Genomic DNA, 24,358 nt, shown 5'->3' on the forward strand with positions numbered 1-24,358 from the left:
CCTACGCACCCTCCTTCTGCCTGCCGAAGGTGTCCCGGACCCGGTCGGCAACCCCGACCGCGCTCGCCTCGTATGTGAAGCCCTGCTCGAAGCGGTAGCTGCGGCGCACGTCGACCGGGTCGATGCCGTTGATGGCGGTCTTGGCCAGACGCAGCAGCTCTCCGTCCTTGGCGGCGATGTCGCGCGCCAACTCCAGGGCCGTTTCTCGCAGTTCGTCCCGTGGTACCACCCGCCACACCGAGCCGTAGCCGTGCAGCTCCCGCGCGGTGACCGTCTGGGAGGTGTAGTAGAGGGCGCGCATCCGGTGCTGCGGGACCAGCCGCGCCAGATGCGTGGCCGCGCCCAGGGCGCCCCGGTCCAGCTCGGGCAGGCCGAAGACGGCGTCCTCGCTCGCCACGATCACGTCCGCGTTCCCCGCCAGGCCGATGCCGCCGCCCAGGCAGAAGCCGTGCACCGCCGCCACCACGGGCACCTCGCACTCGTACACCGCGGCGAACGCCTCGAAGCAGCCGCGGTTGGCGCCCACCAGCGCGCTCGAGCCCTGCGCCTGTATCTCCTTGATGTCCACGCCCGCGTTGAAGCCCCGTCCCTCGGCGGCCAGGACGACACAACGCACCCCTTGGTCATGGCCCGCGGCACGCAGCGCGTCGGCCAGCTCGAACCAGCCGCGCACCGGCAGCGCGTTCACCGGGGGGAAGTCGACGGTGAGGAGACGGATCCCCTTTTCCGGGGACGAGGTGGAGACACCCATGGGCGCATCAGCTACCTTTCCAATCAACGCCTTTTCACCAAACATTTGTTAGGTGTGAGGCTTCGAAGCTAGCAGTCCGCGGATCGGAGCGGGAGACCTGTGGATAACTCGCTGCGCGGCAGGACGGTCGTGGTCACCGGGGGCACCCGGGGGGTGGGAGCGGGGATCGCCAAAGCCTTCGTGGAGGCCGGGGCGCAGGTCGTCGTCTGTGCGCGACGGCCGCCCGAAGTGCCGGTCGAGGGCGTGGAGTTCAGCCCGCTCGACCTGCGCGACCCGCCCGCCGTACGTGCCTTCTTCGCCGCGCTGCCCCGGCTCGACGTCCTCGTCAACAACGCGGGCGGCGCCCCCTACCGCAAGCTGGCCGACGCGGACGCCGAGCGACACGCACGGGTCGTCGAGCTCAACCTCCTCGCCCCGCTCACCGCATCCCTCGCCGCGTACGAGCACCTGCGGCGGGCCCGGGGAGCCGTCGTGATGATCGGCAGCGTCAGCGGCAGCCGGCCCTCGCCCGGCTCGGCGGCGTACGGGGCGGCCAAGGCCGGGCTGGAGAACCTCGCCCGCTCGATGGCCGTGGAGTGGGCACCGGAGGTCCGGGTCAACACCCTCGTCGTCGGCATGGTCCGCACCGAGCTGGCCCATCTGCACTACGGCGGCGAGGAGGGCGTCGACGCGGTCTCCCGCACTGTGCCGCTCGGCCGCCTGGCCACCCCGGCCGACGTCGGCACGGCCGCCGTCTTCCTCGCCTCCGACGCGGCCGCCTACATCAGCGGAGCGAGCCTGCTGGTGCACGGGGGCGGGGAGCGGCCGGCGTTCCTCGATGCCGCAACTGCCAACAAGGAGACCTGAGATGAGCGGAATCTGCGACGGACGAGTCGTCGTCGTCACCGGGGCGGGCAGGGGCCTCGGGCGGGCCCACGCGCTCGCGTTCGCGGCGGAGGGCGCGCGGGTCGTGGTCAACGACCTGGGCGTGGGGCTGGACGGGACGCCGGGCGCCGACAGTCCGGCCCGGCAGGTCGTCGAGGAGATCCGGGCGGCGGGCGGTGAGGCGGTCGCGCACGGCGGCGACATCGCCGGCACCGAGGGAGCGACCTTGCTGATCGCGGCGGCTCTGGAGACGTACGGGCGGCTCGACACGCTCGTCAACAACGCGGGGTTCCTGCGCGACCGGATGCTGGTCAACCTCGACGAGGGCGACTGGGACGCCGTGATGCGCGTGCACCTCAAGGGGCACTTCCTGCCGCTCAAGCACGCCGCCGCGCACTGGCGGGCCGAGGCCAAGGCGGGACGCACGCCGGTCGCCCGGATCGTCAACACCAGCAGCGGGGCGGGGCTGTTGGGGTCGGTCGGGCAGGGGAACTACAGCGCGGCTAAGGCCGGCATCGTCGGGCTGACGCTGGTCGCGGCGGCCGAACTGGCCCGCTACGGCGTCCAGGTCAACGCGATCGCGCCCGCGGCTCGCACGCGCATGACGGAACGGACCTTCGCGGAGACGATGGCCGCCCCGGACACCGGCTTCGACGTCATGGCCCCGGAGAACGTCTCGCCCCTCGTCGTCTGGCTCGGCTCCGCCGCGAGCGAGGGCGTGACCGGCCGCGTCTTCGAGGCGGAGGGCGGCCGGATCACCGTCATGGAGGGCTGGCGCCCGGGCCCGAGCGCCGACAAGGGGGCCCGGTGGAGCCCGACGGAGGCAGGGGACACGGCACTCAAGCTGCTGGGGGAGGCGGAGGAGCCGGGGGCGGTGTACGGGGCGTAGCCGCGTCCGGTTGGGCGTGGTCCTCGGGGAGGCGCGGCTTCGTCTCCGCGTCCGGCTGGGAGTGGTCATCAGGCAGGCTCGGCCTCGTGTATGGCCCCTGGGTAGGGCGGCTTCGTGTCTGCGTTGGCTGACTGCGGCCCTCGGACAGGGTTGGCCTCGCGCCCTCAGCCCCGGCCGACGTGGCCCTCCGCCAGGTCCCTCGCGCCCGCGCCGCCGCCACCGGTCGCACTGCGGCACGGTTTGCCCCGCGTCCGTGCCCCGCGTCCGTGCCGCGCTGCCGGTCGTGCTCCGGCACGGTTTGCCCCATGCCCGCGCCGCGCTCGGCTCCGCGCTCCGGTACGGCTCGCAGCGCGCCCCGGTAGGGCTCGCCCGCGCCCCGGCCCCCTACGTGTCGCACTCCAGTACCGTCCGGCACAGCCCGCACCTCGCTCGTACCCGTCCCTTCACCGGGACCCTGATGCGCTGGTGGCAGGTCGGGCAGGGGAAGGACACACGGAGGGGGCCGTGGCCGTCCGGGGTGAAGGCGTACGGCGTGCCGGCGTGGGGGAGGGGCGTGTGCGTGTCCTGGGCGTGGCGGCGGTCACGGGCGTAGCGGCGGCGGCCCGCCCAACCGGCCGCGGTCAGCGGGGGCTGCTGCTCGTCGCGGCGGGCCTGGGCCATGCCCTCGGTGTAGGCCTCGTACGCCTGCGGGCTGGTGAACCAGATCGCGGGATCCTCGCCGAAGACCAGGGCACGCTTGGCCAGGACGTAGCCGAACTCCTCGGGCGTGAGATAGCCGAGCTTCTGGGAGGACGCCGAGTCCTCCCGGTAGGCGTCGAGCAGCAGCCAGCCCGCGCCCAGGTACGTCGTCGCGGTGTCCGTGAGGATCTCGTTGTCCCGGGTGCCGGGGAAGGACAGCCCCAGCCGGTGCAGATAGACGTGCATGACCTCGTGGGCGAGGGCCGCGCCGATGTCCCGCCGGTGCGTGCGGAACCGGTCGTTCAGCTCCACGAAGTACTCCGGGCCCGCCGCCAGCTCGACGTTCGCCGCGTGCGTCATCTCCCGAAAGCTGACGATCAGGCGGGCGTCCGGCAGCCGGTAGTGCCGTACCAGCTCCCGGGCCACGCGCTGGGCACCCAGATAGAGGTCGTCGGTGTCGCAGAAGGCCACGTCCGCGGGGGCCACGCTGGTGGAGAAGGTCTGGACGGTGTCGTACGACAGCCGTTTCCAGAGCGCGGTGATGGCGGCCCGCACCGTCTCCAGGTGTGGGTAGCCGTGCTCGACCGGTCCGCCGTTCGCCACGCCTGAACCCCCAAGACGCCCAGAACCCGACTCCACTCTACGGGGAGGACAGCGGATTTCCCCTGGTCGGGTTCCGGGCGCCGGACGCTCACACGGAACGCAGCCGCACGGCCTGCGGGGCCGCCTCCTCCAGCTCCAGGAGCCACACCTCGTTGTCTCCCTCACGCAGCACCGGACCCGGCACGTACAGGGAGCGCTGGGGGCCCGCAGTCCAGTAACGGCCCAGGTCGAAGCCGTTGACCCAGACGAACCCCCGGGTCCAGCCCGGCAGTTCGAGCCGTGCGTCCCCGGCACCGTGCACCGTCGCCGTCCCCCGGTACAGCCCCGGGGCGCCGTCCTGTCCGAGCGGCTGGAAATCGACGTCCCCGATGTCGTCCAGCGCGTCCAGCCGCAGCCCACGCGCGCGTACCCCGTGCAGATACTGCCGCTCGTGCAGCAGCCCCCCGGTGATGCCCTTGGTCTCGCCGCTGCGGGGCCCGTAGTTCACCCGCCCCAGGGACTCCACCCACAGCTCCACGCGCGCGTGCCCGGCGACCGGCTTCGCCAACTGCTCGTCGCCCTCGGTGAGCACACCGGCCCGCTCCCCGTCGACGTACACCACGGCCAGGTCCCGCAGGCCGCGCGCGGTCAGCGGGTACGCCGGCCGGGGGCCCGGCACCGTCACCTCGTACCGCACCACCCCCCGGTCCACGTCCAGCTCCTCGAAGGTGGGCGGGACCGGTGCCGCGACCTCCTGGCCGCCCCGGCTCTCCAGGACGGCGTCAAGCGGCGTCCAGCCGGTCAGCCGCACCTCCGCCTCCGCGGCCAGCCGCGCGGGCGCCGGCGGCGGCTCGGGCAGCGGGCCGTCCGTGTACGCGGCGAGCACCTCCCTGAAGCGCCAGAACTTGTCCGTCGGGTTGCCGAACTCGTCGATCGGGGCGTCGTAGTCGTACGACGTCACGTCCGCCTCCAACGGCCCCGTGTGCAGCTCGCCGCCGGGGCGGTTGGCGCCCGCCCAGCCGGCGAAGTTGGTGCCGCCGTGCGCCATGTAGACGTTGACCGAGGCGCCCGTCTGAAGGATCTCGCGCAGCGCGGCCGCCGCGTCCTGGGCGTCCCGGGTGATGTGCTCGCCGCCCCAGTGGTCGAACCAGCCGCACCAGAACTCCATGCACATCAGCGGCCCCTCCGGCTGGTGCCGGCGCAGCGTCTCGAAGGCCTCGCGCGCGTGGGAGCCGAAGTTCACCGTGGCGAGCACCCCGGGGATGGAGCCGCCGGACAGCATGTGGTCCTCGGGGCCGTCCGAGGTGACCAGCGGGACCGTCACGCCCCGCGCCCGCAGCAGCTCGGCCAGCCCGCGCAGGTACTCCTCGTCCGAGCCGTAGCTGCCGTACTCGTTCTCCGCCTGCACCATGATCACCGGGCCGCCCCGGTCGATCTGCCGGTCCACGACCTGCGGCAGCAGCACCCCGAACCAGCGCTCCAAGTGCTCCATGAACCGCTCGTCACGGGTACGCGCGCGCGTACCCAGCTCGCCGGTCAGCCAATGCGGCAGCCCGCCGTTCTCCCACTCGGCGCAGATGTACGGACCCGGCCGCACGATCGCCCGCAACCCCGCGCGACGGGCCGCGTCCAGGAAGCGGCCGAGGGCCGCCACGTCCTCGTACTCGCCCGGCCTCGGCTCGTGCAGGTTCCACGGGACGTACGTCTCCACGCAGTTGAGGCCCATCGCCCGCAGCATCGCCAGCCGGTGTTCCCAGTGCTCCTCGTGCACCCTGAAGTAGTGCAGCGCCCCGGACAGCAGCCGCACCGGGCGCCCGTCCAGCAGGAAATCCTTTTCCCCCACCCTGAAATCGGTCATGCGCCAAAGCCTCACCCCTGGCGTTGATCACCGTCCATGGACAAAGATCAGCGCTGCTTGGACGAAAAAACCGGCGGCCGGGACGACGCGGGAAGGAGCGCGCGGATGTACCACACGTGGATGCGGTTCTTCACCCCCGGCCCGGCCCACCACCGGCTCGGCCTGGTCTGCCTCGGCGTCGGACTGCAGTACGGCGCGCTGCCCACCGTCGGCCCCCGCACCCTCGACCACCACGTCGCCGTCGTCGTCAGCGCGGGCAGCGGCTGGTTCCTCGACGCCGAGGGCCGCCGCACAACCGTCACCGCGCCCGCCCTGCTGTGGCTCACGCCCGGGCTGCCGCACCACTACGGGGCCGACCCCAAGGGCGGCTGGGACGAGGGGTTCGTGGTCTTCGACGGGCCCGTCACCGCCACGTACACCGAACTCGGCTACATCGAGCCGGACCGGCCCGTGGTGCCGCTCTCCGACGCCACGGGCGCGCGTGCCGTGATCGGCCGCATCGCGAGGGCCGCCCGCCGCGGCAACCCGCTGCTGGAGGTGGAGACCGGCGCCGCCGTCCACGAGCTGCTGGTCGCCCTGCGCCGTGCCCGGGCCGACCTCGCGCCCGACGGCGACCCCGTCCTCAAGGCCCTCGCCCGCGACGCCTGTCTGCCGCTGAGCGTCGCCGACCACGCCGCCCGGCACGGCATGACCCCCGCCGAACTGCGCACCGCCGTACGCCGAGGCGCCGGCTGCAGCCCCAAGGACTACCTGCTCGGCATCCGGCTGGGCCGCGCCAAGGAACTCCTCGCCGCCACCGAACTGCCCGTCGCCGCCGTCGCCCGCCGCGTCGGCTACGACGATCCGGCCTACTTCTCCCGGCTGTTCACCCGCCGCGTCGGCATGGCACCGATCCGCTTCCGCGCCCAGCAGTTCCGCACCGTCCCCGGCGGCTGGAGCAACCAGGTGCCCGATCCCGACGATCCGCCCATGATCGAGCACACCCCCGCCCCGTAGGCTGTGCGCCCATGACCACCAGCAACAACGCGTCCGGCGAGATCGACCCCGCCGTCCGCGAGGAACTCGCCCGGCTGCGCGACAGCATCGACAACATCGACGCGGCCGTCGTCCACATGCTCGCCGAGCGCTTCAAGTGCACCCAGCAGGTCGGCCACCTCAAGGCCGTCCACCAGCTGCCGCCCGCCGACCCGGCCCGCGAGGCCCGCCAGATCGAGCGCCTGCGCGGCCTGGCCGAAAGCGCCAAACTGGACCCGGCGTTCGCTGAGAAGTTCCTGAATTTCATCATCGCCGAGGTGATCCGCCACCACGAACGCATCGCGGAGGACACCGTGAACGGCTCCGCGAAGACGGCGAATTGACCTCGGTCGACACCGCGGGGGACGTGACAGCGGAGCCCGCAGGGGGCATGCTGCGCTGTGCACTCCTTGTCAGCTGACGGGCACACCGTGTCAGCGCTCCGGTCATAAGCTGGTTGTCCACGCGGGAGGGACGTCGGGCCATGCCGGATGCCAAGATCCTCATCGTCGACGACCACGAGGACACGCTGTACGCGCTGGAGAGCGCCCTGGCCCCGCTGGGCTATCTGCTGGGCCGCGCCACCAGCGGCGACGAGGCGCTCAAGCAGGTGCTCCGCGGGCAGGTCGGCCTCCTGCTGCTCGACGTCCGCATGCCCGGCGTGGGCGGTCTGGAAGTGGTGCGCTACATGCGCCGCGTCGAGCAGACCCAGCACATACCGGTCATCCTGCTCACCGGATTCGGGCTCGACCACGAACTGACCGCCACCGCCTTCGGCCTCGGTGTCGCCGACCTGATCACAAAACCCATCGACCCCTGGTCGCTGCGCACCAAGGTCCGCTACCTCTACGACGCCCACCGCCGAAGCCTCGCCCTGGAACAGGAGATCCGCGACCTGCGCGCCCTGGTCAAGGGCAACGGCATGCCGGACCCCGCCGCCCGCCCGGCCCTGCCCCACCCGGACGCCAGGGTTCCGCTGCAGCGCGACACGGGTGATGCCGCGCCGGCGCAGGAGCGGACATAGGGCGTGTACCGGTCCGCCCCTGTGCCTTGTCAGTGGCATCGGGCAGCATTACCAGCATGTCCGTTCTGACGCGCGACGAAGCGCAGACCCGTGCCAGTCTCCTCGACGTCCACCGCTACACGATCGACCTCGATCTGACCGCAGGGGACGAGATCTTCGTGTCCCGTACCGTGATCCGCTTCACGGCCCGCGCGGACGCGGACACCTTCGTCGAGCTCAAGCCGGCCGAACTGCGCAAGGCGCTCCTCGACGGCCACGCCCTCGACCTGGACACCTTCGAGGGCAACCGCCTGCCCCTCACCGGCCTCGCCGCCGGCGAACACGAACTGCTCGTCGACGCCACCATGCGCTACTCCCGCACCGGCGAGGGCATGCACCGCTTCACCGACCCCACCGACGGCGAGACCTACCTCTACACCCAGCTGTTCATGGACGACGTCCAGCGCGTCTTCGCCGCCTTCGACCAGCCCGACCTCAAGGCCGTCTTCGACCTCACCGTCAAGGCTCCCGACGGCTGGAGCGTCCTGGCCAACGGCATCACCGAGCACCTCGGCGACGGCCGCTGGAAGGCCGCGTCCACCCCGCTGATCTCCACCTACCTCGTCGCCGTCGCCGCCGGCCCCTGGCACTCGGTGCGCACCGAACACCGCGGCCTGCCCTTCGGCATCCACTGCCGCCGCTCGCTCGCCCCCTACCTCGACACGGACGCCGACGAACTGTTCGAGATCACCCGGCAGTGCTACGACCGCTACCACGAGAAGTTCGCCGAGCCCTACCCCTTCGACTCCTACGACCAGGCGTTCGTCCCGGAGTTCAACGCCGGCGCCATGGAGAACCCCGGCCTCGTCACCTTCCGCGACGAGTTCGTCTACCGCTCCGCCGTCACCGACACCGAGCGCCAGACCCGTGCCATGGTCATCGCCCACGAGATGGCTCACATGTGGTTCGGCGACCTGGTCACCCTGCGCTGGTGGGACGACATCTGGCTGAACGAGTCCTTCGCCGAGTACATGGGCTACCAGACCCTCACCGAGGCGACCCGCTTCACCGACACCTGGACCGACTTCGGCGTCGCCCGCAAGGCCTGGGGCTACGACGCCGACCAGCGTCCCTCCACCCACCCCGTGGCCCCCGAGGCCGTCGAGGACACCGCCTCCGCGCTGCTCAACTTCGACGGCATCTCCTACGCCAAGGGCGCCTCCGCACTGCGCCAGCTCGTCGCCTGGCTCGGCGAGAAGGACTTCCTGGCCGGCATCAACACCCACTTCGCCCGTCACCGGTTCGCCAACGCCACCCTCGCCGACTTCATCGACTCCCTCGCCTCCGCCACCGAGCGCGACGTCCACGCCTGGGCCGACGCCTGGCTGCGCACCACCGGAGTCGACACCCTCACGCCCGTGGTCACCGCCACGGACGACGGCACCCGCACCCTCACCGTCGAGCACAACGGCAGCCGCCCGCACCGCATCGCAGTCGGCCTCTACGACCTGGACGTCGCCGACGAGAGCCGCCACCTGGTGCTGCGCGACCGCCTCGACCTCGACATCCCACAGGGCGAGCCCCACCCCCTCGGCAAGCGCCCCGCCCTGCTCCTGCTGAACGACGGCGACCTCACCTACGCCAAGGTCCGTTTCGACGCCGAGTCCTTCGAGACGGTCACCGCGAACCTCTGCGGCCTGCCCGAGCCGCTCACCCGCGCGGTCGTGTGGAACGCCCTGCGCGACGCGGTACGCGACGGTGAACTCCCGCCCGCCGCCTACCTCCAGGCCGCCCGAACCCACCTCCCGCACGAGTCCGACCTCGCCGTCGTCCAGGGCGTCCTTGCCTTCGCCACCGCCCAGATCGCCGGCCGCTACGTCGACCCCGAGGGCCGCGCCGCCGCCCTCGCCGCCCTCACCTCCCTCTGCCGCGACCTCATCCGCCGCACCGAGGACGGCGACAACCCCGGCCTGCGCCTGGTCGCCGTGCGCCACTTCATCGACGTCGCCGCCCAGCCCGACACCATCGCCGCCTGGCTCGCCGACGGCACCGTGCCCGGGGGGCCGGAACTGGACCCCGAGCTGCGCTGGCGCGTGCTGGGGCGGCTCGCCGTCCTCGGCGCCACCGACGAGGCCGCGATCGCCGCCGAACTGGAGCGGGACCCCTCCGCCGCCGGCCAGGAGGGCGCCGCCCGCTGCCGCGCCGCGCTGCCGGACCCCGAGGCCAAGGCGCGGGCCTGGGAGGGGATGTTCGGGCGCGACGACCTCTCCAACTACCTGTTCATCGCCACCGCCCAGGGCTTCTGGCAGCCCGAACAGGCGGACCTGGTACGGCAGTACGTGCCGCGCTATTACGCCGACGCGGTCGCCGTCGCCGCCCGCCGCGGCCCCGCCATGGCCGACGCCGCCGGCCGCTGGGCGTTCCCGGCCCACGCGGTCGACGAGGAAACCCTCCGCCTCGGCGAGGCTTGCCTGACCGACGCAAACCCGATCCCGGCCCTGCGCCGCAATCTGGTGGACCAACTGGACGACCTGGGACGTGCGTTGCGCGTCCGCCAGGGCTAGGGGGCGCCCCCTCCAAGGTCGGGAGCGCATGCATGGTCGCGGGGCGCATCCCTTGCCGGGGCGCTTCCCCGGGCCAGGCGACGGACGCTTCGTGACCGGGGCGCGGGCAGGGCTGAGGGACGCGGACTCCGGGGCGGGTCGCGTCCAGGACCTGGCGGCGCGCACTTCGGGCCGAAGCGCCGGCGGGGCTGAGGGACGCGTACCCCGGAGTCGGGGCGCATCTAGGGTCAAGGGACGCGTGCTCATGGGCCGGTGGCGCGTCCAGGGCAAGGCGCCACGCACCTCCGGGCCGGAGCGCGTCCCGGGCTGGGGGCGCATCCAAGCCCGGGCAACGCGCATTCCTGAGACGAGGCAGGTCCAGGGCCAGATGGCGCGTGTTCCGGGGCTGGGGTCGTGTCCCGGGTCAGATAGCGCGGGGCCCGGGGCTGGGAGTGCGTCCCAGGGCAGATGGCGCGGGGCCCGGGCTGGGGGGCGCGTCCCGGGGCGAGTGGCGCGTGGTCCGAGGATGGAGCGCATCGCGGGGTGGGCGGCGTGCGCTCCGGTGGCAAGGGGGCGGCCGTGGAGGTGGGTTTCGTAGCGGGCGCCGCCCCGCGCCACCCCTCGGTCCCCTCCCGGCGGGACACCCTTTCGGGTCTCGCTCGTTGAACCTTTCGGGCAAGCGCGCTCATCCAGGTACAAGCTGGAAATCCTCAGCACGCGTGCCCGGGAGGAACCCATGAGCACACCGAGCCTCGCCTCGGGCCCGGAGGGCCCCGACGCGCTGCGGCCGTTGCTCGACACCGTGCTCGGCGCGCTCGCCGACGGCACACGGGCGCGCGGAGGACCCCTGCCCGCCGGCGGCCCCGACGCGGTCGCCGGGCGGGTGCGAGCCGCCGTGGGCGACATACTGCCCCGGCACGGCGACCCCGACGCCCTGCGCGCCCTCGTCCACGCCCTCGCAGAAGGCTCCGCCGACCCGGCCGACCCCCTGTGCGCCGCCCACCTGCACTGCCCGCCCCTCGCGGTCGCCACCGCCGCCGACCTCGCCGCGAGCGTCCTCAACCCGTCCCTGGACTCCTGGGACCAGGCCCCGGCCGCTTCCGAACTGGAAGCCCTGGTGACCAGTGCGCTGGCAGCCGAGGTCTATGCGAAGGCGCACGCCACCGGAACACCCACGCCGCCCCCGCCCGACGCCCTGGTCACCACCGGCGGCACCGAATCCAACCAACTCGCCCTGCTGCTCGCCCGGGAGATCCTCGGCGCCGGTGTCCGGCTCGTCGTCGGGGCCAACGCCCATCACTCGCTGCCCCGCGCCGCCTGGCTGCTCGGACTGCCCGAACCCCTGATCGTCCCCGCCCCCGCGGGCGTCCTCGACCCCGCCGCCCTGGACGCGGCCCTCACCACCCTCCCCGGCCCGCACCTCGTCGCCGCCACCGCCGGCACCACCGACGCGGGCCTCATCGACCCCCTGCCCGAGATCGCCGACCTGTGCCGAGCCCACCGTGCCCGGCTGCACATCGACGCCGCCTACGGCGGAGGCCTGCTGTTCAGCGACCGGCACCGCGACAAACTCACCGGCCTGGACGCCGCCCGCACCGTCACCCTCGACCTGCACAAACTCGGCTGGCAGCCGGTCGCCGCCGGCCTCCTCGCCGTCCGCGAGCCCGCCGACCTCGCCGCCCTGCACCAGCGCGCCGACTACCTCAACGCCGACGACGACACCGAGGCCGGCCTGCCCGACCTCCTCGGCCGCTCCCTGCGCACCAGCCGCCGCCCCGACGTCCTCAAGACCGCCGTCACCCTCAAGACCCTCGGCCGCGCGGGCCTCGGCGCGCTGGTCGACCAGGTCTGCGCCACCGCACACGAGTTCGCGGACCTCGTGGCCGACCGCCCCGGCTTCGAGCTGTACGACCGGCCCGTCATCAGCACGGTCCTGTTCCGGCCCGCACACGCCACCGACGCCGCCGTCGCCGCCGTACGCCGAGAACTCCTCCACCGCGGCCACGCCGTCCTCGGCCGGGCGCGTCCCGACGACGGCCGGCTGTGGCTCAAAGCGACGGTCCTCAACCCCCACACCCGGCCCGCCGACCTGGCCGCCCTCCTGAAAGCGGTCGAAGAACTCGCGGAAGGACACGCCCCCCGATGAGCACCACCCCCCACCCCCACCCCCCGCACCGCGAGCCCGACGCCCCCCGCGACCTGGTCGGCATCGGCATCGGCCCCTTCAACCTCTCCCTCGCCGCCCTCGCCCACCCCCTCGCCGAACTCGACACCGTCTTCTACGAACAGCGCCCCGGCTTCGACTGGCACCCCGGACTCCTCATCGACGGCGCCCGCATCCAGGTCCCCTTCCTCGCCGACCTGGTGACCCTCGCCGACCCCGCGAGCCCCTGGACCTTCCTCAACCACCTCAAGGCCCGCGACCGGCTCTTCCCCTTCTACTTCGCCGAGCGCTTCCACATCCAGCGCGCCGAGTACGACGGCTACTGCCGCTGGGTCGCCGACCACCTCCCGGGGCTGCACTTCCGCCACCAGGTCGACGCCGTCCGCTGGAACCCCGAACGCGACGTCTTCGAGGTCGACTTCACCCAGCTCGACGCGGACGGCGAGGCCGAGGCCCTGGGCCGTACATACACGCGGAACGTCGTCCTCGGCATCGGCAGCGAACCCTATGTCCCCGAACCCCTCAAGCCGCTCGTCGAGGCACCCGCCGTGCCCGTCGTGCACGCCGCCGACTACCTCACCCACCGCGACCGACTGCTCGCCGCCGGGCACGTCACCGTCATCGGCTCGGGACAGTCCGGCGCCGAGGTCTTCCTCGACCTGCTGCGCGCCCGCCCCGTCGGCCGCGAGGGCCTGCACTGGCTCGGCCGCACCGACGCCTTCGCGCCCATGGAGTACTCCAAGCTCGGCCTCGAACACTTCACCCCCGACTACACCCGCTACTTCCACGCCCTGCCCGAAGGCGTCCGCGACCGCCTCGTCACCACCCAGTGGCAGCTCCACAAGGGCATCGACGCCGACACCATCGCCGCCATCCACGACGAGCTCTACCGCCGCACCCTGCACGGCGGCTGGCCCGACACCGTCCTCACGCCGGGCGTCCGCGTCCGTACCGCGGGCCGTATCGCGACGACCCAGGTCGAGCTCCACCTGGAGCACGTCCACCAGAACACCCGCTCCCGCCTCACCACCGACGCCGTCGTCCTCGCCACCGGCTACCGCGAACGCCCCCTCGACCGCCTCCTGGCCGGTCTCGACCCCTACATGCGCCGCGACAGCCGCGAGCGCCCCCGCGTCGACGACCGCTTCCGCCTCGTCCTCGACCCCGCGGTGACCGGCGCGATCCACGTCCAGAACGCCGAACGCCACACCCACGGCGTCGGCACCCCCGACCTCGGCCTCGCCGCCTGGCGCAGCGCCACCATCCTCAACTCCCTCACCGGGAAGGAGACGTATCCGCTGCCGGCCCGCACGGCCTTCACCACCTTCGGGCTCGAACCGCACGAGCCGCAGATCCCCCAGGCCCGGCAGGCGGCCCAGGTCCTCACCCCGCTGGTCGAGGGAAGGTAAACAACCGGCCCGGGAAGGAAGACCTCCGGCGGCGGCGGTGTTGGCTCCGCACATGACCACCACCTGGATCGCAGCCCACCGCTCCGCCGTCATCAACCCCTACGAGGCCTTCCACCTGTTCGAACCCCGCGGCTTCGGCGGCCAGACCGTCAGGCAGTCGGTGCGCCTCGCGGGAGGAGGCGAGGCGCTACGCGTGCGGCTCAGCAACCGCTACGGCAAGGAGCCCCTGCGGATCGGCGGCGCCCACCTCGCCGTCCGCACCCGGGGCAGCGGCATCGACCCCGCCAGCGACACCCCGCTGCGTTTCTCCGGCACCGGGACGGTCGACGTCCCCGTCGGCGAGGAGATCGTCAGCGATGCGGTCGAACTGCCCGTCAGCGCGGGGGAGGAGCTGACCGTCAGCCTCCATCTGCCGGGCGAGACCGGGCTGAGCACCTACAGCGCGGTGCCCTACGACATCGGTTACGCCGTCCCCGGTGACCAACTGTCCGCCGAAACCCTGGACGGCGCGGAGGAGTTGCCCCTCGGCCACTACCTCACCGGCGTCGACGTCCTCGCCCCCGAGGGCACCCGGATCGCCGTCGCGTTCGGCGACTCCTGGATCGAGGGCGCCGCCACCACACCCGGCGCCGACAGCAGCTTCCCCTCCCAGCTCGGCCGCCGCCTCACCCGCGGCTGGATCGTCAACCAGGGCATCTCCGGCAACCGTCTGCTCACCGACGAGATCGGCGACCACCTGCTGTCCCGCATCGACCACGACGTCCTCGCCGTCCCCGGCGTCAGCCACGTCCTGATCCACATCGGGCTCAACGACCTCGGCCTGCCCGGCACCATCGCCTACCCCGACCCCGCCGAGGGCCCCAGCGCCGCCGAGTTCACCGCCGGCCTGACCGCCCTCGCCGACCGACTGCACGCGGCCGGGCTCACCGTCATCGGGTCCACCATCGGCCCCTACCGGGGCACCGTCCATGACGGCTACGACACCGAGGCCGGCCAGGCCGTGCGCCGCGAGGTCAACGCCTGGCTGCTCGGCGACGGCCACCCCTTCGACGCGGTCGTCGACGTCGCCGCCGCCGTCGCCGACCCGGACGAACCCGACCGGATCCGTGCCGAGTTCAACGCCGGCGACGGCCTCCACGTCAACGACGCCGGCGCCAAAGCGATCGCCGACGCCGTCGACGTAAGCCTGCTTGACCTTTAGAACACGGCGTTCAGAAGACGGGCGTTCCGGCCCGGGTCAGCTTCCAGTCCACCGACGCGAAGTCCTTCGGGTCCAGCACGCCCTTCGCCGTCACCCACTCCGCGATCCGCGTACGGATCTCCGTCGACTCCGACCACAGCTCCTGCGCGGACGCCACATGCGGGAACGCGCCGCCGCCGTTGGCGCGGTAGTTGTTCACCGCCAGCACGAACTGCTGCGTGTCGTCCAGCGGGGCACCGGCGTAGGTGAGGTTCCCGATCCGCGAACCGGCCGGCCGGGAGATGTCGATGTCGTACGAAAGACCCGACACGTAGTCGTAGTTGTAGTCCGGGCGGCCGCCGGCGTTGGTCAGCTTCTCCACGTCCACCAACGCGGCAGCCGCGGTCTGCACGAAGTACTCAGCCGAGTACTCCAGGTACGCCCGCAGCTGAGCACCCGTCAGCAGCTTGGCGACCAGCGTGTTGTCGTACACGTACAGGCTCGACAGGTCCCGGATCGTCACCTTGCCGGCCGGGATCTCCGAGGTGCGGGAGAAAGGAGAGGCCTGCGCGACGACCGGCAGCGAGGCGTACGACGTGCCCGCCAGCGCCGCCTTCACCACGTCCTCCTGGACCTTGGTGATCAGGTCGATGATCGGCGCGTCCTTGTAGCGGGCCTCGACCGTCGTGAGCGTCTCCGTCGCCGTGCCGACGACCTGGTTGACGTACTCGACGACCTTCGCGTGCTCCTCCGACAGCAGCTTGGTGATCTTCGGGTCGTCGGCCACGGTGTTGGAGTTCAGCACCTTCGACGAGACCGACTCGACGGTCCAGCGCCCCTGCGCGAAGACCAGCTCGACGTCGAAGACCGACAACCGCTCCGCGAACGCCAGCGGCTCCGAGAGCACCACCGTCCCGCCCGTGGTGGCGTTGGTGACCTTCAACTCCGGGATCTCCACGTGCGCGTGGCCCACCAGGATCGCGTCGATGCCCGGCACCTGCTGCGCCACCAGCGCCGCCGAGTTCTCCACGTACGGCACCTGGTCACCGTAGGAGGAGGTGCCGGAAGAGCCGCTGTGCGCGGACACCACCACCACGTCGGCGCCCATCGACTTAAGCCTCGGCACCCACTTCGCGGCCTGCTCCTCAAGACCAGGGAACTCCAGCTTCCCCTGCACATACGCCTTGTCCCAGATCGCGATACCGGGATTGGTGAGCCCGAGGACCGCGACCTTCACCGGCGGAAGACCCGGCACATGGAACTTCTTGATGACGTACGGCGGGAAGGCCGGCTCCTGCGTCCTCGCGTCCAGCGCGTTCGCCCCCAGCAGCGGGAAACACAGCTGCCTCTCGAAGGCGCGCAGCGTCTCCAGACCGTAGTTGAACTCGTGGTTGCCCAGCGCCGCCGCGTCGTACCCGATCGCGTTCATCGCCTGCGCCATCGGGTGCACCGGGCCGCCCTTCGCGGTGATCGGGTCCACCTTCGCGTAGTAGTACGTCAGCGGGGTGCCCTGGATCGTGTCACCCGCGTCGAGGAGCAGCGTGTTGCGGCGGCCCTTCTCCGCGCGCACCTGGTTCACCAGCGTCGAGACACGGGCCAGGCCCTGGGCGTTGCCGGCCTTGTCGGAGTACTCCGCGTCCTTGAAGTAGTCCCAGTTGAAGACGTGCCCGTGCAGGTCGGTCGTGCCCATGACGGTCAGCGAGTACCGCCGAGGGGCGGGCTTCTGCGCGGCCTCGGCCGCCGGAGCCGCCACCGCGCTCGCCAGCGCCACGCCCGCTCCGGTCGCGGCGGACTTCTTCAAGAACTTCCGGCGGTTCAAGGGCATGTCTAGATCTCCTGGGGAAAAGGTCAACGACGCGCGTAGATTCTGACCCGGCCATGGCAAGCGGCAACAGGTCCCGCAGGTTGCGATCCGATGACTCAACTCGCCCTTCCCGAGGCCGTTATCGACCCAGAAGTGACAGAGTGGGGCGCATGACCACCCCTTCGCCGGACGCTCCCCAGCCCGCCGTCCCCTACGGCACCCCCGACGCCCCCCGGATCGCCGTCCGCGGCGAGGCCCGCCTCGAGGTGGACCCCGAGATCGCCCGCATCGGCGTCACCGTCGCCTCCCGCGGCCGGGACCGCCGCGCCGCCCTCGACGACCTCACCCAGCGCAACGCCACCGTCCTCGACCTCTTCAAAAGCTACGGCGACGCGGTGGAACACCTGGAGACCGGCGCCTTCTCCATCAGCCCCGAACTGAAGGAGAAGGGCCGCGGCGAACGAGTCCACGCCTACCACGGACGCGTCCACATCACCGCCGAGCTGACCGACTTCACCGCCCTGGGCGAACTCACCACCCGACTGGCCGACCTCGACCTCACCCGCGTCGACGGCCCCTGGTGGGCGCTGCGCCCCGACTCTCCGGCCCACCGCCAGGCCCGGCAACAGGCGGTGCGGGAGGCGGTGCAACGGGCACGGGAGTACGCCGAGGCGCTCGGCACCTCACTCGCGGCGCTGGTGGAACTCGCCGACGTCGGAGCGGAGGGCGCACCGCCGCCGTACCCCCAGGCACCCGGCGGCAGGATGCGCTCCATGGCCTACGGGGCGGCCACCGAGGACACCCCCGCCGCGCTCGACCTCGAACCCCAGCGGCAGCGCGTAAACGCCACCGTCAACGCCCGGTTCACCATGCAGCCGCCGCGGCTGTAGCCGTCACTGGAGCAAATCGGCGCGGTGCGCGCGGGCCGCTCGAATGCTCATCGGAGCGGCCCCCCGCACAATTCAATACTTGTCAACAGCCCTTCACCCAACGGTTGTTGAGTAGTCATGTCCGTCCAATTCGCTACCCGCCGGTAAGGCCTAGGCTCGAACCATGCGCCGAGCAAAGATCGTCTGCACACTGGGCCCCGCCACCGACTCGTACGACCAGATCAAAGCCCTGGTCGACGCCGGAATGGACGTCGCCCGCTTCAACCTCAGCCACGGCAGCCACGCCGAGCACGAGGAGCGCTACCAGCGCGTTCGCAAGGCCGCCGACGAGAGCGGCCGCAGCGTCGGACTCCTCGCCGACCTTCAGGGCCCGAAGATCCGGCTCGGCCGCTTCACCGAAGGCCCCGTACTCCTTGAACGCGGCGACAACTTCACCATCACCGTCGAGGAAGGCGCCGAAGGCGACGGCCACACCTGCGGAACCACCTACTCCGGCCTCGCCGCCGACGTCACCCCCGGCGAACGCATCCTCGTCGACGACGGCAAGGTCTGCCTGGAGGTCACCCAGGTCGACGGACCGCGCGTCCACACCACCGTCGTCGAAGGCGGCATGGTCTCCGACCACAAGGGCCTCAACCTCCCCGGCGTCGCCGTCTCCGTCCCCGCCCTCTCCGACAAGGACGAGGCGGACCTGCGCTGGGCGCTGCGCACCGGCTTCGACGTCATCGCGCTCTCCTTCGTCCGCAGCGGCCGGGACGTCGAGGACGTGCACCGCATCATGGACGAGGAGGGGCGCCGGCTCCCCGTCATCGCCAAGGTGGAGAAGCCGCAGGCCGTCGACGCGATCGACGACATCGTCGCCGCCTTCGACGGCATCATGGTCGCCCGAGGAGACCTGGGCGTGGAGATGCCCCTCGAACAGGTCCCGATCGTCCAGAAGCGCGCGATCAAGCTGGCGAAGCGCAACGCCAAACCGGTGATCGTGGCGACGCAGATGCTCGACTCGATGATCGACAACTCCCGCCCGACCCGCGCGGAGGCCTCCGACGTCGCGAACGCGGTGATCGACGGCACGGACGCGGTGATGCTGTCCGGCGAGACGAGCGTCGGCAAGTACCCGATCGAGACCGTCCGCACCATGGCGAAGATCGTCGAAGCGGCCGAGGAGGACATCCTCGCCAAGGGGCTGCCGCCGCTGACCGAGAGCAACAAGCCCCGCACCCAGGGCGGCGCTGTCGCCCGGGCGGCGGCCGAGATGGGCGACTTCCTCGGCGCGAAGTTCCTCGTCGCCTTCACCCAGTCCGGCGACACGGCCCGCCGCCTCTCCCGCTACCGCTCCCCGATCCCCCTCCTGGCCTTCACCCCGGAACCCTCAACCCGCTCCCAGCTCAGCCTCACGTGGGGTGCGGAGACGTTCCTCGGTCCGCACGTCGACTCCACGGACGCGATGGTCGAACAGGTGGACGAGCTGCTGCTGAAGTACGGCCGCTGTGAGCAGGGCGACGTGGTGGTCATCACGGCAGGCTCACCCCCCGGGGTCTCGGGCTCGACGAACATGGTCCGGGTCCACCACATCGGCGAGGACGACAGCCCGAAGTAGGGGCGGGGGTCAGTACTTGGGGCCTACGTGGGCGTCGAGGAGGGCTACGGAGGCCTTGCGGGCGACGGAGATGTTGAAGGGGTCGCTGCCGCGGGCGAGGGTGGTCCATTCGACGCCGACCTTGTCGAGCGTGTCGGTAAAGAGCTTCCGGATGTCGTCGGACTTGTTGGTGAAGAAGTACCGGGGGTATTCGTAGCGCTTGCGCACTCCGGCCACGAGGCGGGTCGTCCAGTTGGTGATCCGGCAGCCGTCGGAGTGGATGAGACCGCGGATGAACTCCCAAGGGTGCGCGTCCACCATGGCCTGCTGCCAGGGTGCGAGGGCGATATGGCGGTCGTGCTTCTTGCCGGGCCCGTGCTGAGGAAAGAGGCGGGGCCAGTGCTGCGAGTAGGAGGTCACCGCGACGCAGCCCTGTTTCTGCAGGATGTACACGCCGATGCCCGGGCGTACCTTTTTGATGGCTTCGCGGCACAGGTCGATGAGCCCGGGCCAGGCGTCTGCGCAGGCGATGCGCAGTTGGTAGCCGCTGCGCGGGTGTGCGCTGATGCATCCGTCGCCGAGATAAAGCCCGAGGAGGTAAGCGTGGGCGCGTTCATCGGCGGGCGGTCCCGGGTCCTGAGGGGCGATACGGGGCAAGGGCTCCAGGCGGTCTCGCCACGAGCGGATCGCGGCACGTGAGATGCCCGTCTGCTTGCTCACTGAATTCAGGCTTCGGCCCTGTGCTACGAGGGCGAGTGCTCGCTTGCGCGTGCTGATGTCGTACATGTGGCTCACTCTGTGAGAGTGGTCGCGACGACACGCAACAAAAAGCGGATGTTCACGAGAACGGGAACATCCGCTTTCTGGTTGAGACCTTGAAATCGAAGGAAAAGTGCCCCAGGTGGGATTCGAACCCACACTGTCCGCTGTTTGAGAGCGGCCTCTCTGACCAGTTGGAGTACTGGGGCCTTAGAAAGGAAGGAGAAGTGCAACCCCTCGCGCACCCACCTTACCGCAGCTAGGTACGCTCTTGTCAGCACCACCCCTGCCCTGACCAAGGAGCCCCCGTGACCTCCCCCGAGTCGCCCCAGCCCGTAGACGCGGCCGACGACGACAAGTCGCACGTGCCTCCGCTGACGACGCGCGTCGTCATCGCCGAGGACGAGGCCCTGATCCGGCTCGACCTCAAAGAGATGCTGGAGGAGGAGGGCTACAGCGTCGTCGGTGAGGCCGGCGACGGTGAGCAGGCCGTCGAGCTCGCCCGTGAGCACAAGCCGGACCTCGTCATCCTCGATGTGAAGATGCCCAAGCTGGACGGCATCTCCGCCGCCGAGAAGATCGCCGAGGAGCGGATCGCCCCGGTGCTGATGCTCACCGCCTTCTCGCAGCGGGATCTCGTCGAGCGCGCCCGGGACGCCGGTGCGATGGCCTATCTCGTGAAGCCGTTCAGCAAGAGCGACGTGGTGCCGGCCATCGAGATGGCGGTGTCGCGGTTCACCGAGCTGAAGGAGCTGGAGAGGGAGGTCGCCGACCTCACCTTGCGGCTGGAGACCCGCAAGCTCGTGGACCGGGCGAAGTCGATCCTGCAGACGGAGTACGGGCTGACCGAGCCGGCCGCGTTCCGGTGGATCCAGAAGACCTCCATGGACCGCCGGATGTCGATGCAGCAGGTGGCGGAGGCGGTCATTCAGGACGCGGACGAGAAGAAGGCGTCCAAGGGCTGACGGCTCAGAAGAGGAGAAGGCCCGCGGCCCTGAGGGATCAGGGGCGCGGGCCTTCGCGTGTGCGGCAGGGCGCCTAGTCCTCGCCGAGGTAGGCCTTGCGGACCGACTCGTCGTGCAGGAGGTCCTGGCCGGTGCCGGACAGGACGATGTTGCCGACCTCCATGACGTGTCCGTGGTCGGCGAGCGAGAGGGCCGCCTGGGCGTTCTGCTCGACCAGCAGGATCGTCGTGCCCTGGGACTTCAGCTCGACGATGGTCGCCATGATTTTCTGCATCATGATCGGGGAGAGCCCCATGGAGGGTTCGTCGAGCATGAGGAGCTTGGGCTGGGACATCAGGGCGCGGCCCATGGCCAGCATCTGCTGCTCGCCGCCCGAGAGGGTGCCGGCGGCCTGCCTGCGGCGCTCTCCGAGGATGGGGAAGAGGTCGTAGGCGCGCTGTATGTCCTTGTCGATGCCTTCTTTGTCCTTGCGGAGGAAGGCGCCGAGCTGGAGGTTCTCCTCGATGGTGAGCCGGGGGAAGATGTGTCGGCCCTCGGGGGAGTGGGCGAGGCCCAGGGCGACGATCTTGTGCGCGGCGACGCCGGTGAGTGGCTTGCCGTCGAACGTGATCTTGCCGGCACTGGGCTTCAGTAGTCCGGAGAGGGTGCGCAGGGTCGTGGTCTTGCCGGCGCCGTTGGTGCCGATGAGGGTGACGACCTGGCCGGCCTCGACGGAGAAGGAGATGCCCTTGACGGCTTCGATCTTGCCGTAGGCGACGTGGAGGTCCTCGACCTCCAGGAGTGCGGTCACTGGGGGTCTCCCTTGGTGGTGCCGGCGGCTTCGGCCTCGTTGTCGGCCGGGTCGCCTTCGAACGGTTCGCCGAGGTAGGCGGCGATGACGCGTTCGTCGGCCTGGACCACCTCGGAGGTGCCCTCGACGAGCTTCTCGCCCTGGACGAGCACGGCGACGCGGTCGCAGAGGTTGAAGATGAAGCGCATGTCGTGCTCGATGACGAGGACGGCGATGCCCATGTCCCGGATGGCGAAGACGAGTTCCTCGGTGGCCCGGGTCTCCTGCGGGTTCATGCCGGCGGTGGGCTCGTCGAGCAGGAGGAGTCCGGGTTCGGAGGCCAGGGCTCGCGCGATCTCCAGTTTGCGCTGTTCGCCGTAGGGGAGGTTGCGTGCGAGGTGGTCGCGTTTGTGGGCGAGGCCGATGAACTCCAGGAGTTCCATGGCCCGTGTCTCGCTGGCCTGCTCCGCTTTCTTGAAGCCGGGGCCGCGCAGGAGGGCGGACCAGAGGCCTTCCTTGGTGCGGGTGTGGCGGCCGACGAGGACGTTCTCGAGGACCGTCATGTTGGCGAAGAGGCGGATGTTCTGGAAGGTGCGGGCGATGCCGGCCTTGGTGACCAGGTGCGGTTTGGGCGGCAGGACGGTGCCCTGGTAGGAGACGCTGCCCTCGGTGGGGACGTACAGCCCGGTGAGGCAGTTGAAGAAGGTGGTCTTGCCGGCGCCGTTGGGGCCGATGAGGCCGACGATCTCGCCGCTGTTGACCGTGAAGTCGACCGAGCGGACGGCGGTGAGGCCGCCGAAGCGCATGGTGACGTCGCGGGCTTCGAGTACAGGTGTCGTCATGGTTCGTTACGCCCCTGCCTTGGTGACGGCCGGTTCGTCGGACAGCGTCGTGGTCTCTGGTACGTCGAGTTGGCCGGTCTCGTGGAATTCGAGCTGGCGGCGGCGGTTGGCGATGATGCCCTCGGGGCGGAAGCGCATCAGCAGGATGAGCGCGATGCCGAAGGCGAGGAGTGACTTGTCCTGGAGGAAGACGAGCTTCTCGGGGAGCAGGTAGAGCAGGGCGGCGCCGAGGATGGGGCCGGAGACGGTGCCCATGCCGCCGAGGACGACGGCGGCCAGCAGGAAGGCGGAGTTGGGCGGGGCGGCGCCGGCGAACTGGTAGGGGTTGGGTACGACGTTGTAGGTGACGTGGGCGCTGACGGTGCCGGCGAGGCCGGCGAGGGAGGCGCCGAGGGCGAAGGCGATGAGCTTGACGCGGAAGCCGTTGATGCCCATGGCGGTGGCGGCGGTCTCGTCCTCGCGGATGGCGATCCAGGAGCGGCCGATGCGGGAGTCGGCGGCGCGCCGGTAGACGGTCACGACGATGGCCATGACCAGGACCATCAGCAGGTAGTAGTTGGCGAACCGGCCGATGGTGAAGCTGCCGAGGTCGTGGGCCTCGCCGAAGTTGAAGCCGAAGAACTTCAGGTCGGGGATGGAGGGGATGCCGTTGGGGCCGTTGGTGATGTCGGGGCCGGAGACGCCGTCCATGTTGTTGACGGCGAGGCGGAAGATCTCTCCGAAGCCGAGGGTCACGATGGCCAGGTAGTCGCCGCGCAGCCGCAGGGTGGGCGCGCCGATGAGCACGCCGAAGATGAGGGAGGCGGCGGCGCCGGCGAGGGCGGCGGCCCAGAAGGGGAACTGGACGCCGGAGAAGCGGGAGAACTCGGAGCCGGAGACCAGGGCCGCGGTGTAGGCGCCGACTCCGAGGAAGGCGACGTAGCCGAGGTCGAGGAGGCCGGCGAGGCCGACGACGATGTTCAGACCCAGGGCGACGGTGCCGAAGATCAGGATGTTGACGCCGATGTTGGCGTAGTGGTCGTCGGTCTGGGTGAGGGGGAAGGCGATCGCGGCGGCGAAGCCCATGGCGAGGGTGAAGCTGCGGTTCTCGGCGACCATGGCGGAGAAGCGGTCGAGGAGACCGGCGGTGTGCAGTGCCCAGACGGCGAAGATGAGGACGATGAGGAAGCCGATGAAGATCTCGCCGTACTGGGTGTCGATGCCGTAGGCGAAGACGCCGAGGCCGAGGGCGGCCACGATGGTGATGATCAGGCGCTGGATCCAGGGGGAGACGGGTTGTGGCGCGGGGATCGCGTCGGGCTTGGCGATGTACGCCTTGAGGGTCTCCTTGGTCGTGTCGCCGGCTTCCTGCGGGAGGGCGAAGGCGCCGATGACGGGGATGAGCGAGGCGACGATGGCGATGTAGGTGCCGGGTTCCCAGTTGGCGAGGCCGCCGAGTTTGGCGGCGATCTCGATGGCGGTGAACCAGGTGACGCCGAAGCCGCCGAGGGCGGTCAGGACCAGGGGCGCGTTGTTGCGGGCGGGCAGCAGCCAGCGCAGGCCGCGGACGCCGTAGGAGGCGAGCGCGAAGACGGCGGTGAGGACGCCGGCGACGAAGGTCATCCACTGCAGGCCGCCGGGGTAGCCGTAGACGGTGAGGTCGCCGGGGAAGTCGCTGGTCCAGGTCCAGGCGAGGAAGGCGGAGGCCGCGGTGGCGATGCCGCCGAGCAGCAGCAGGGCGCGGGCGGCCGGCAGGGGCAGGCCGATGAGGCCGCGGGTCGCGGTCGTGGGGGTGGCGTCCGAGGGCGGGGTGGCGGGGGTCTTGGTCTCGGTCAT

Annotated in this window: 20 protein-coding genes and 1 tRNA gene; 12 read left to right on the forward strand and 9 right to left on the reverse strand. The window is 71.1% G+C overall.

The annotated features are described in order from the left end of the window. Position 1: 1 nt before the first annotated feature. Positions 2–751, reverse strand: a complete 750-nt coding sequence (locus tag ABZ453_RS02875; RefSeq protein WP_359010883.1) for an enoyl-CoA hydratase family protein — start codon at positions 749–751, stop codon at positions 2–4. 99 nt (positions 752–850) lie between these two features. Between ABZ453_RS02875 and ABZ453_RS02880 the strand changes: the two genes are divergently transcribed. Together ABZ453_RS02880 and ABZ453_RS02885 are read left to right on the forward strand one after the other, a co-directional pair. After that, complete coding sequence (locus tag ABZ453_RS02880; RefSeq protein WP_359010886.1) at positions 851–1,597, forward strand: SDR family oxidoreductase; 747 nt, start codon at positions 851–853, stop codon at positions 1,595–1,597. Position 1,598: 1 nt separating this feature from the next. Beyond that, positions 1,599–2,504 carry an SDR family oxidoreductase gene (locus ABZ453_RS02885; protein WP_359010888.1) on the forward strand — a complete coding sequence of 302 codons (906 nt, stop codon included), beginning with the start codon at positions 1,599–1,601 and terminating at the stop codon, positions 2,502–2,504. A 384-nt stretch (positions 2,505–2,888) separates the two neighbouring features. Here the strand turns inward: ABZ453_RS02885 and ABZ453_RS02890 are convergent, their stop codons facing one another. Together ABZ453_RS02890 and ABZ453_RS02895 are read right to left on the reverse strand one after the other, a co-directional pair. Beyond that, a complete protein-coding gene (locus tag ABZ453_RS02890; protein ID WP_359010890.1) occupies positions 2,889–3,785 on the reverse strand; it encodes a hypothetical protein in 897 nt (298 codons plus the stop codon). An 88-nt stretch (positions 3,786–3,873) separates the two neighbouring features. Beyond that, positions 3,874–5,622 (reverse strand): beta-galactosidase family protein, encoded by a 1,749-nt coding sequence (locus ABZ453_RS02895; RefSeq protein ID WP_359010892.1) that lies wholly within the window; start codon positions 5,620–5,622, stop codon positions 3,874–3,876. 105 nt (positions 5,623–5,727) lie between these two features. Between ABZ453_RS02895 and ABZ453_RS02900 the strand changes: the two genes are divergently transcribed. The 7 genes from ABZ453_RS02900 (at position 5,728) to ABZ453_RS02930 (ending at position 14,956) form a co-directional block, all read left to right on the forward strand. Continuing rightward, the gene (locus ABZ453_RS02900; protein WP_359010894.1) at positions 5,728–6,618 is read left to right on the forward strand and encodes an AraC family transcriptional regulator; all 891 of its coding nucleotides are present in this window, start codon (positions 5,728–5,730) and stop codon (positions 6,616–6,618) included. Between the two features lie 11 nt (positions 6,619–6,629). Further along, positions 6,630–6,980: a chorismate mutase gene (locus ABZ453_RS02905; RefSeq protein WP_356761535.1), complete on the forward strand. Its 351-nt coding sequence runs from the start codon at positions 6,630–6,632 to the stop codon at positions 6,978–6,980. 140 nt (positions 6,981–7,120) lie between these two features. Continuing rightward, entirely contained in the window at positions 7,121–7,660 is a 540-nt protein-coding gene (locus ABZ453_RS02910; RefSeq protein WP_359010896.1) for a response regulator, read from the forward strand. Positions 7,661–7,716: 56 nt separating this feature from the next. After that, entirely contained in the window at positions 7,717–10,203 is a 2,487-nt protein-coding gene (gene pepN / locus ABZ453_RS02915) for an aminopeptidase N (RefSeq protein ID WP_359010898.1), read from the forward strand. A 715-nt stretch (positions 10,204–10,918) separates the two neighbouring features. After that, complete coding sequence (locus ABZ453_RS02920; protein WP_359010900.1) at positions 10,919–12,328, forward strand: aminotransferase class V-fold PLP-dependent enzyme; 1,410 nt, start codon at positions 10,919–10,921, stop codon at positions 12,326–12,328. Further along, positions 12,325–13,755: a SidA/IucD/PvdA family monooxygenase gene (locus ABZ453_RS02925; protein ID WP_359010902.1), complete on the forward strand. Its 1,431-nt coding sequence runs from the start codon at positions 12,325–12,327 to the stop codon at positions 13,753–13,755. The genes ABZ453_RS02920 and ABZ453_RS02925 overlap by 4 nt, the downstream gene beginning before the upstream one ends. Positions 13,756–13,807: 52 nt before the next feature. Next, positions 13,808–14,956, forward strand: coding sequence for a GDSL-type esterase/lipase family protein (locus ABZ453_RS02930; RefSeq protein ID WP_359010904.1), 1,149 nt, complete (start codon positions 13,808–13,810; stop codon positions 14,954–14,956). Between the two features lie 10 nt (positions 14,957–14,966). On the opposite strand, the gene ABZ453_RS02935 is transcribed toward ABZ453_RS02930, so the two are convergent. Next, a complete protein-coding gene (locus ABZ453_RS02935) occupies positions 14,967–16,760 on the reverse strand; it encodes a 5'-nucleotidase C-terminal domain-containing protein (RefSeq protein WP_359010906.1) in 1,794 nt (597 codons plus the stop codon). Between the two features lie 149 nt (positions 16,761–16,909). On the opposite strand from ABZ453_RS02935, the gene ABZ453_RS02940 reads away from it, so the two are divergent. Further along, complete coding sequence (locus ABZ453_RS02940; protein WP_359010908.1) at positions 16,910–17,629, forward strand: SIMPL domain-containing protein; 720 nt, start codon at positions 16,910–16,912, stop codon at positions 17,627–17,629. A gap of 163 nt (positions 17,630–17,792) precedes the next feature. Beyond that, the gene (gene pyk, locus ABZ453_RS02945) at positions 17,793–19,229 is read left to right on the forward strand and encodes a pyruvate kinase (protein ID WP_359010910.1); all 1,437 of its coding nucleotides are present in this window, start codon (positions 17,793–17,795) and stop codon (positions 19,227–19,229) included. Positions 19,230–19,238: 9 nt separating this feature from the next. Here the strand turns inward: pyk and ABZ453_RS02950 are convergent, their stop codons facing one another. Both ABZ453_RS02950 and ABZ453_RS02955 read right to left on the reverse strand, forming a co-directional pair. Further along, the gene (locus ABZ453_RS02950; protein ID WP_359010912.1) at positions 19,239–19,994 is read right to left on the reverse strand and encodes a helix-turn-helix domain-containing protein; all 756 of its coding nucleotides are present in this window, start codon (positions 19,992–19,994) and stop codon (positions 19,239–19,241) included. A 107-nt stretch (positions 19,995–20,101) separates the two neighbouring features. Beyond that, positions 20,102–20,176 (reverse strand) — tRNA-Leu (locus tag ABZ453_RS02955). A gap of 99 nt (positions 20,177–20,275) precedes the next feature. Here ABZ453_RS02955 and ABZ453_RS02960 point away from each other — a divergent pair. Next, positions 20,276–20,932, forward strand: coding sequence for a response regulator (locus ABZ453_RS02960; RefSeq protein WP_240863162.1), 657 nt, complete (start codon positions 20,276–20,278; stop codon positions 20,930–20,932). A 73-nt stretch (positions 20,933–21,005) separates the two neighbouring features. Here ABZ453_RS02960 and ABZ453_RS02965 read toward each other — a convergent pair whose 3' ends face one another. The 3 genes from ABZ453_RS02965 to ABZ453_RS02975 are packed head-to-tail and all read right to left on the reverse strand — an operon-like array spanning position 21,006 to position 24,358. After that, positions 21,006–21,722, reverse strand: a complete 717-nt coding sequence (locus tag ABZ453_RS02965) for an ABC transporter ATP-binding protein (RefSeq protein ID WP_359010914.1) — start codon at positions 21,720–21,722, stop codon at positions 21,006–21,008. Further along, the gene (locus ABZ453_RS02970) at positions 21,719–22,543 is read right to left on the reverse strand and encodes an ABC transporter ATP-binding protein (protein ID WP_359010916.1); all 825 of its coding nucleotides are present in this window, start codon (positions 22,541–22,543) and stop codon (positions 21,719–21,721) included. Before ABZ453_RS02970 ends, ABZ453_RS02965 begins: the two co-directional genes overlap by 4 nt. A gap of 6 nt (positions 22,544–22,549) precedes the next feature. Beyond that, on the reverse strand, positions 22,550–24,358 hold the full coding sequence (locus tag ABZ453_RS02975) for a branched-chain amino acid ABC transporter permease (RefSeq protein WP_359010918.1): 1,809 nt from the start codon (positions 24,356–24,358) through the stop codon (positions 22,550–22,552).

Source organism: Streptomyces sp. NPDC005799 (genome assembly GCF_040630525.1).
Lineage (GTDB): Bacteria > Actinomycetota > Actinomycetes > Streptomycetales > Streptomycetaceae > Streptomyces > Streptomyces griseorubiginosus_B.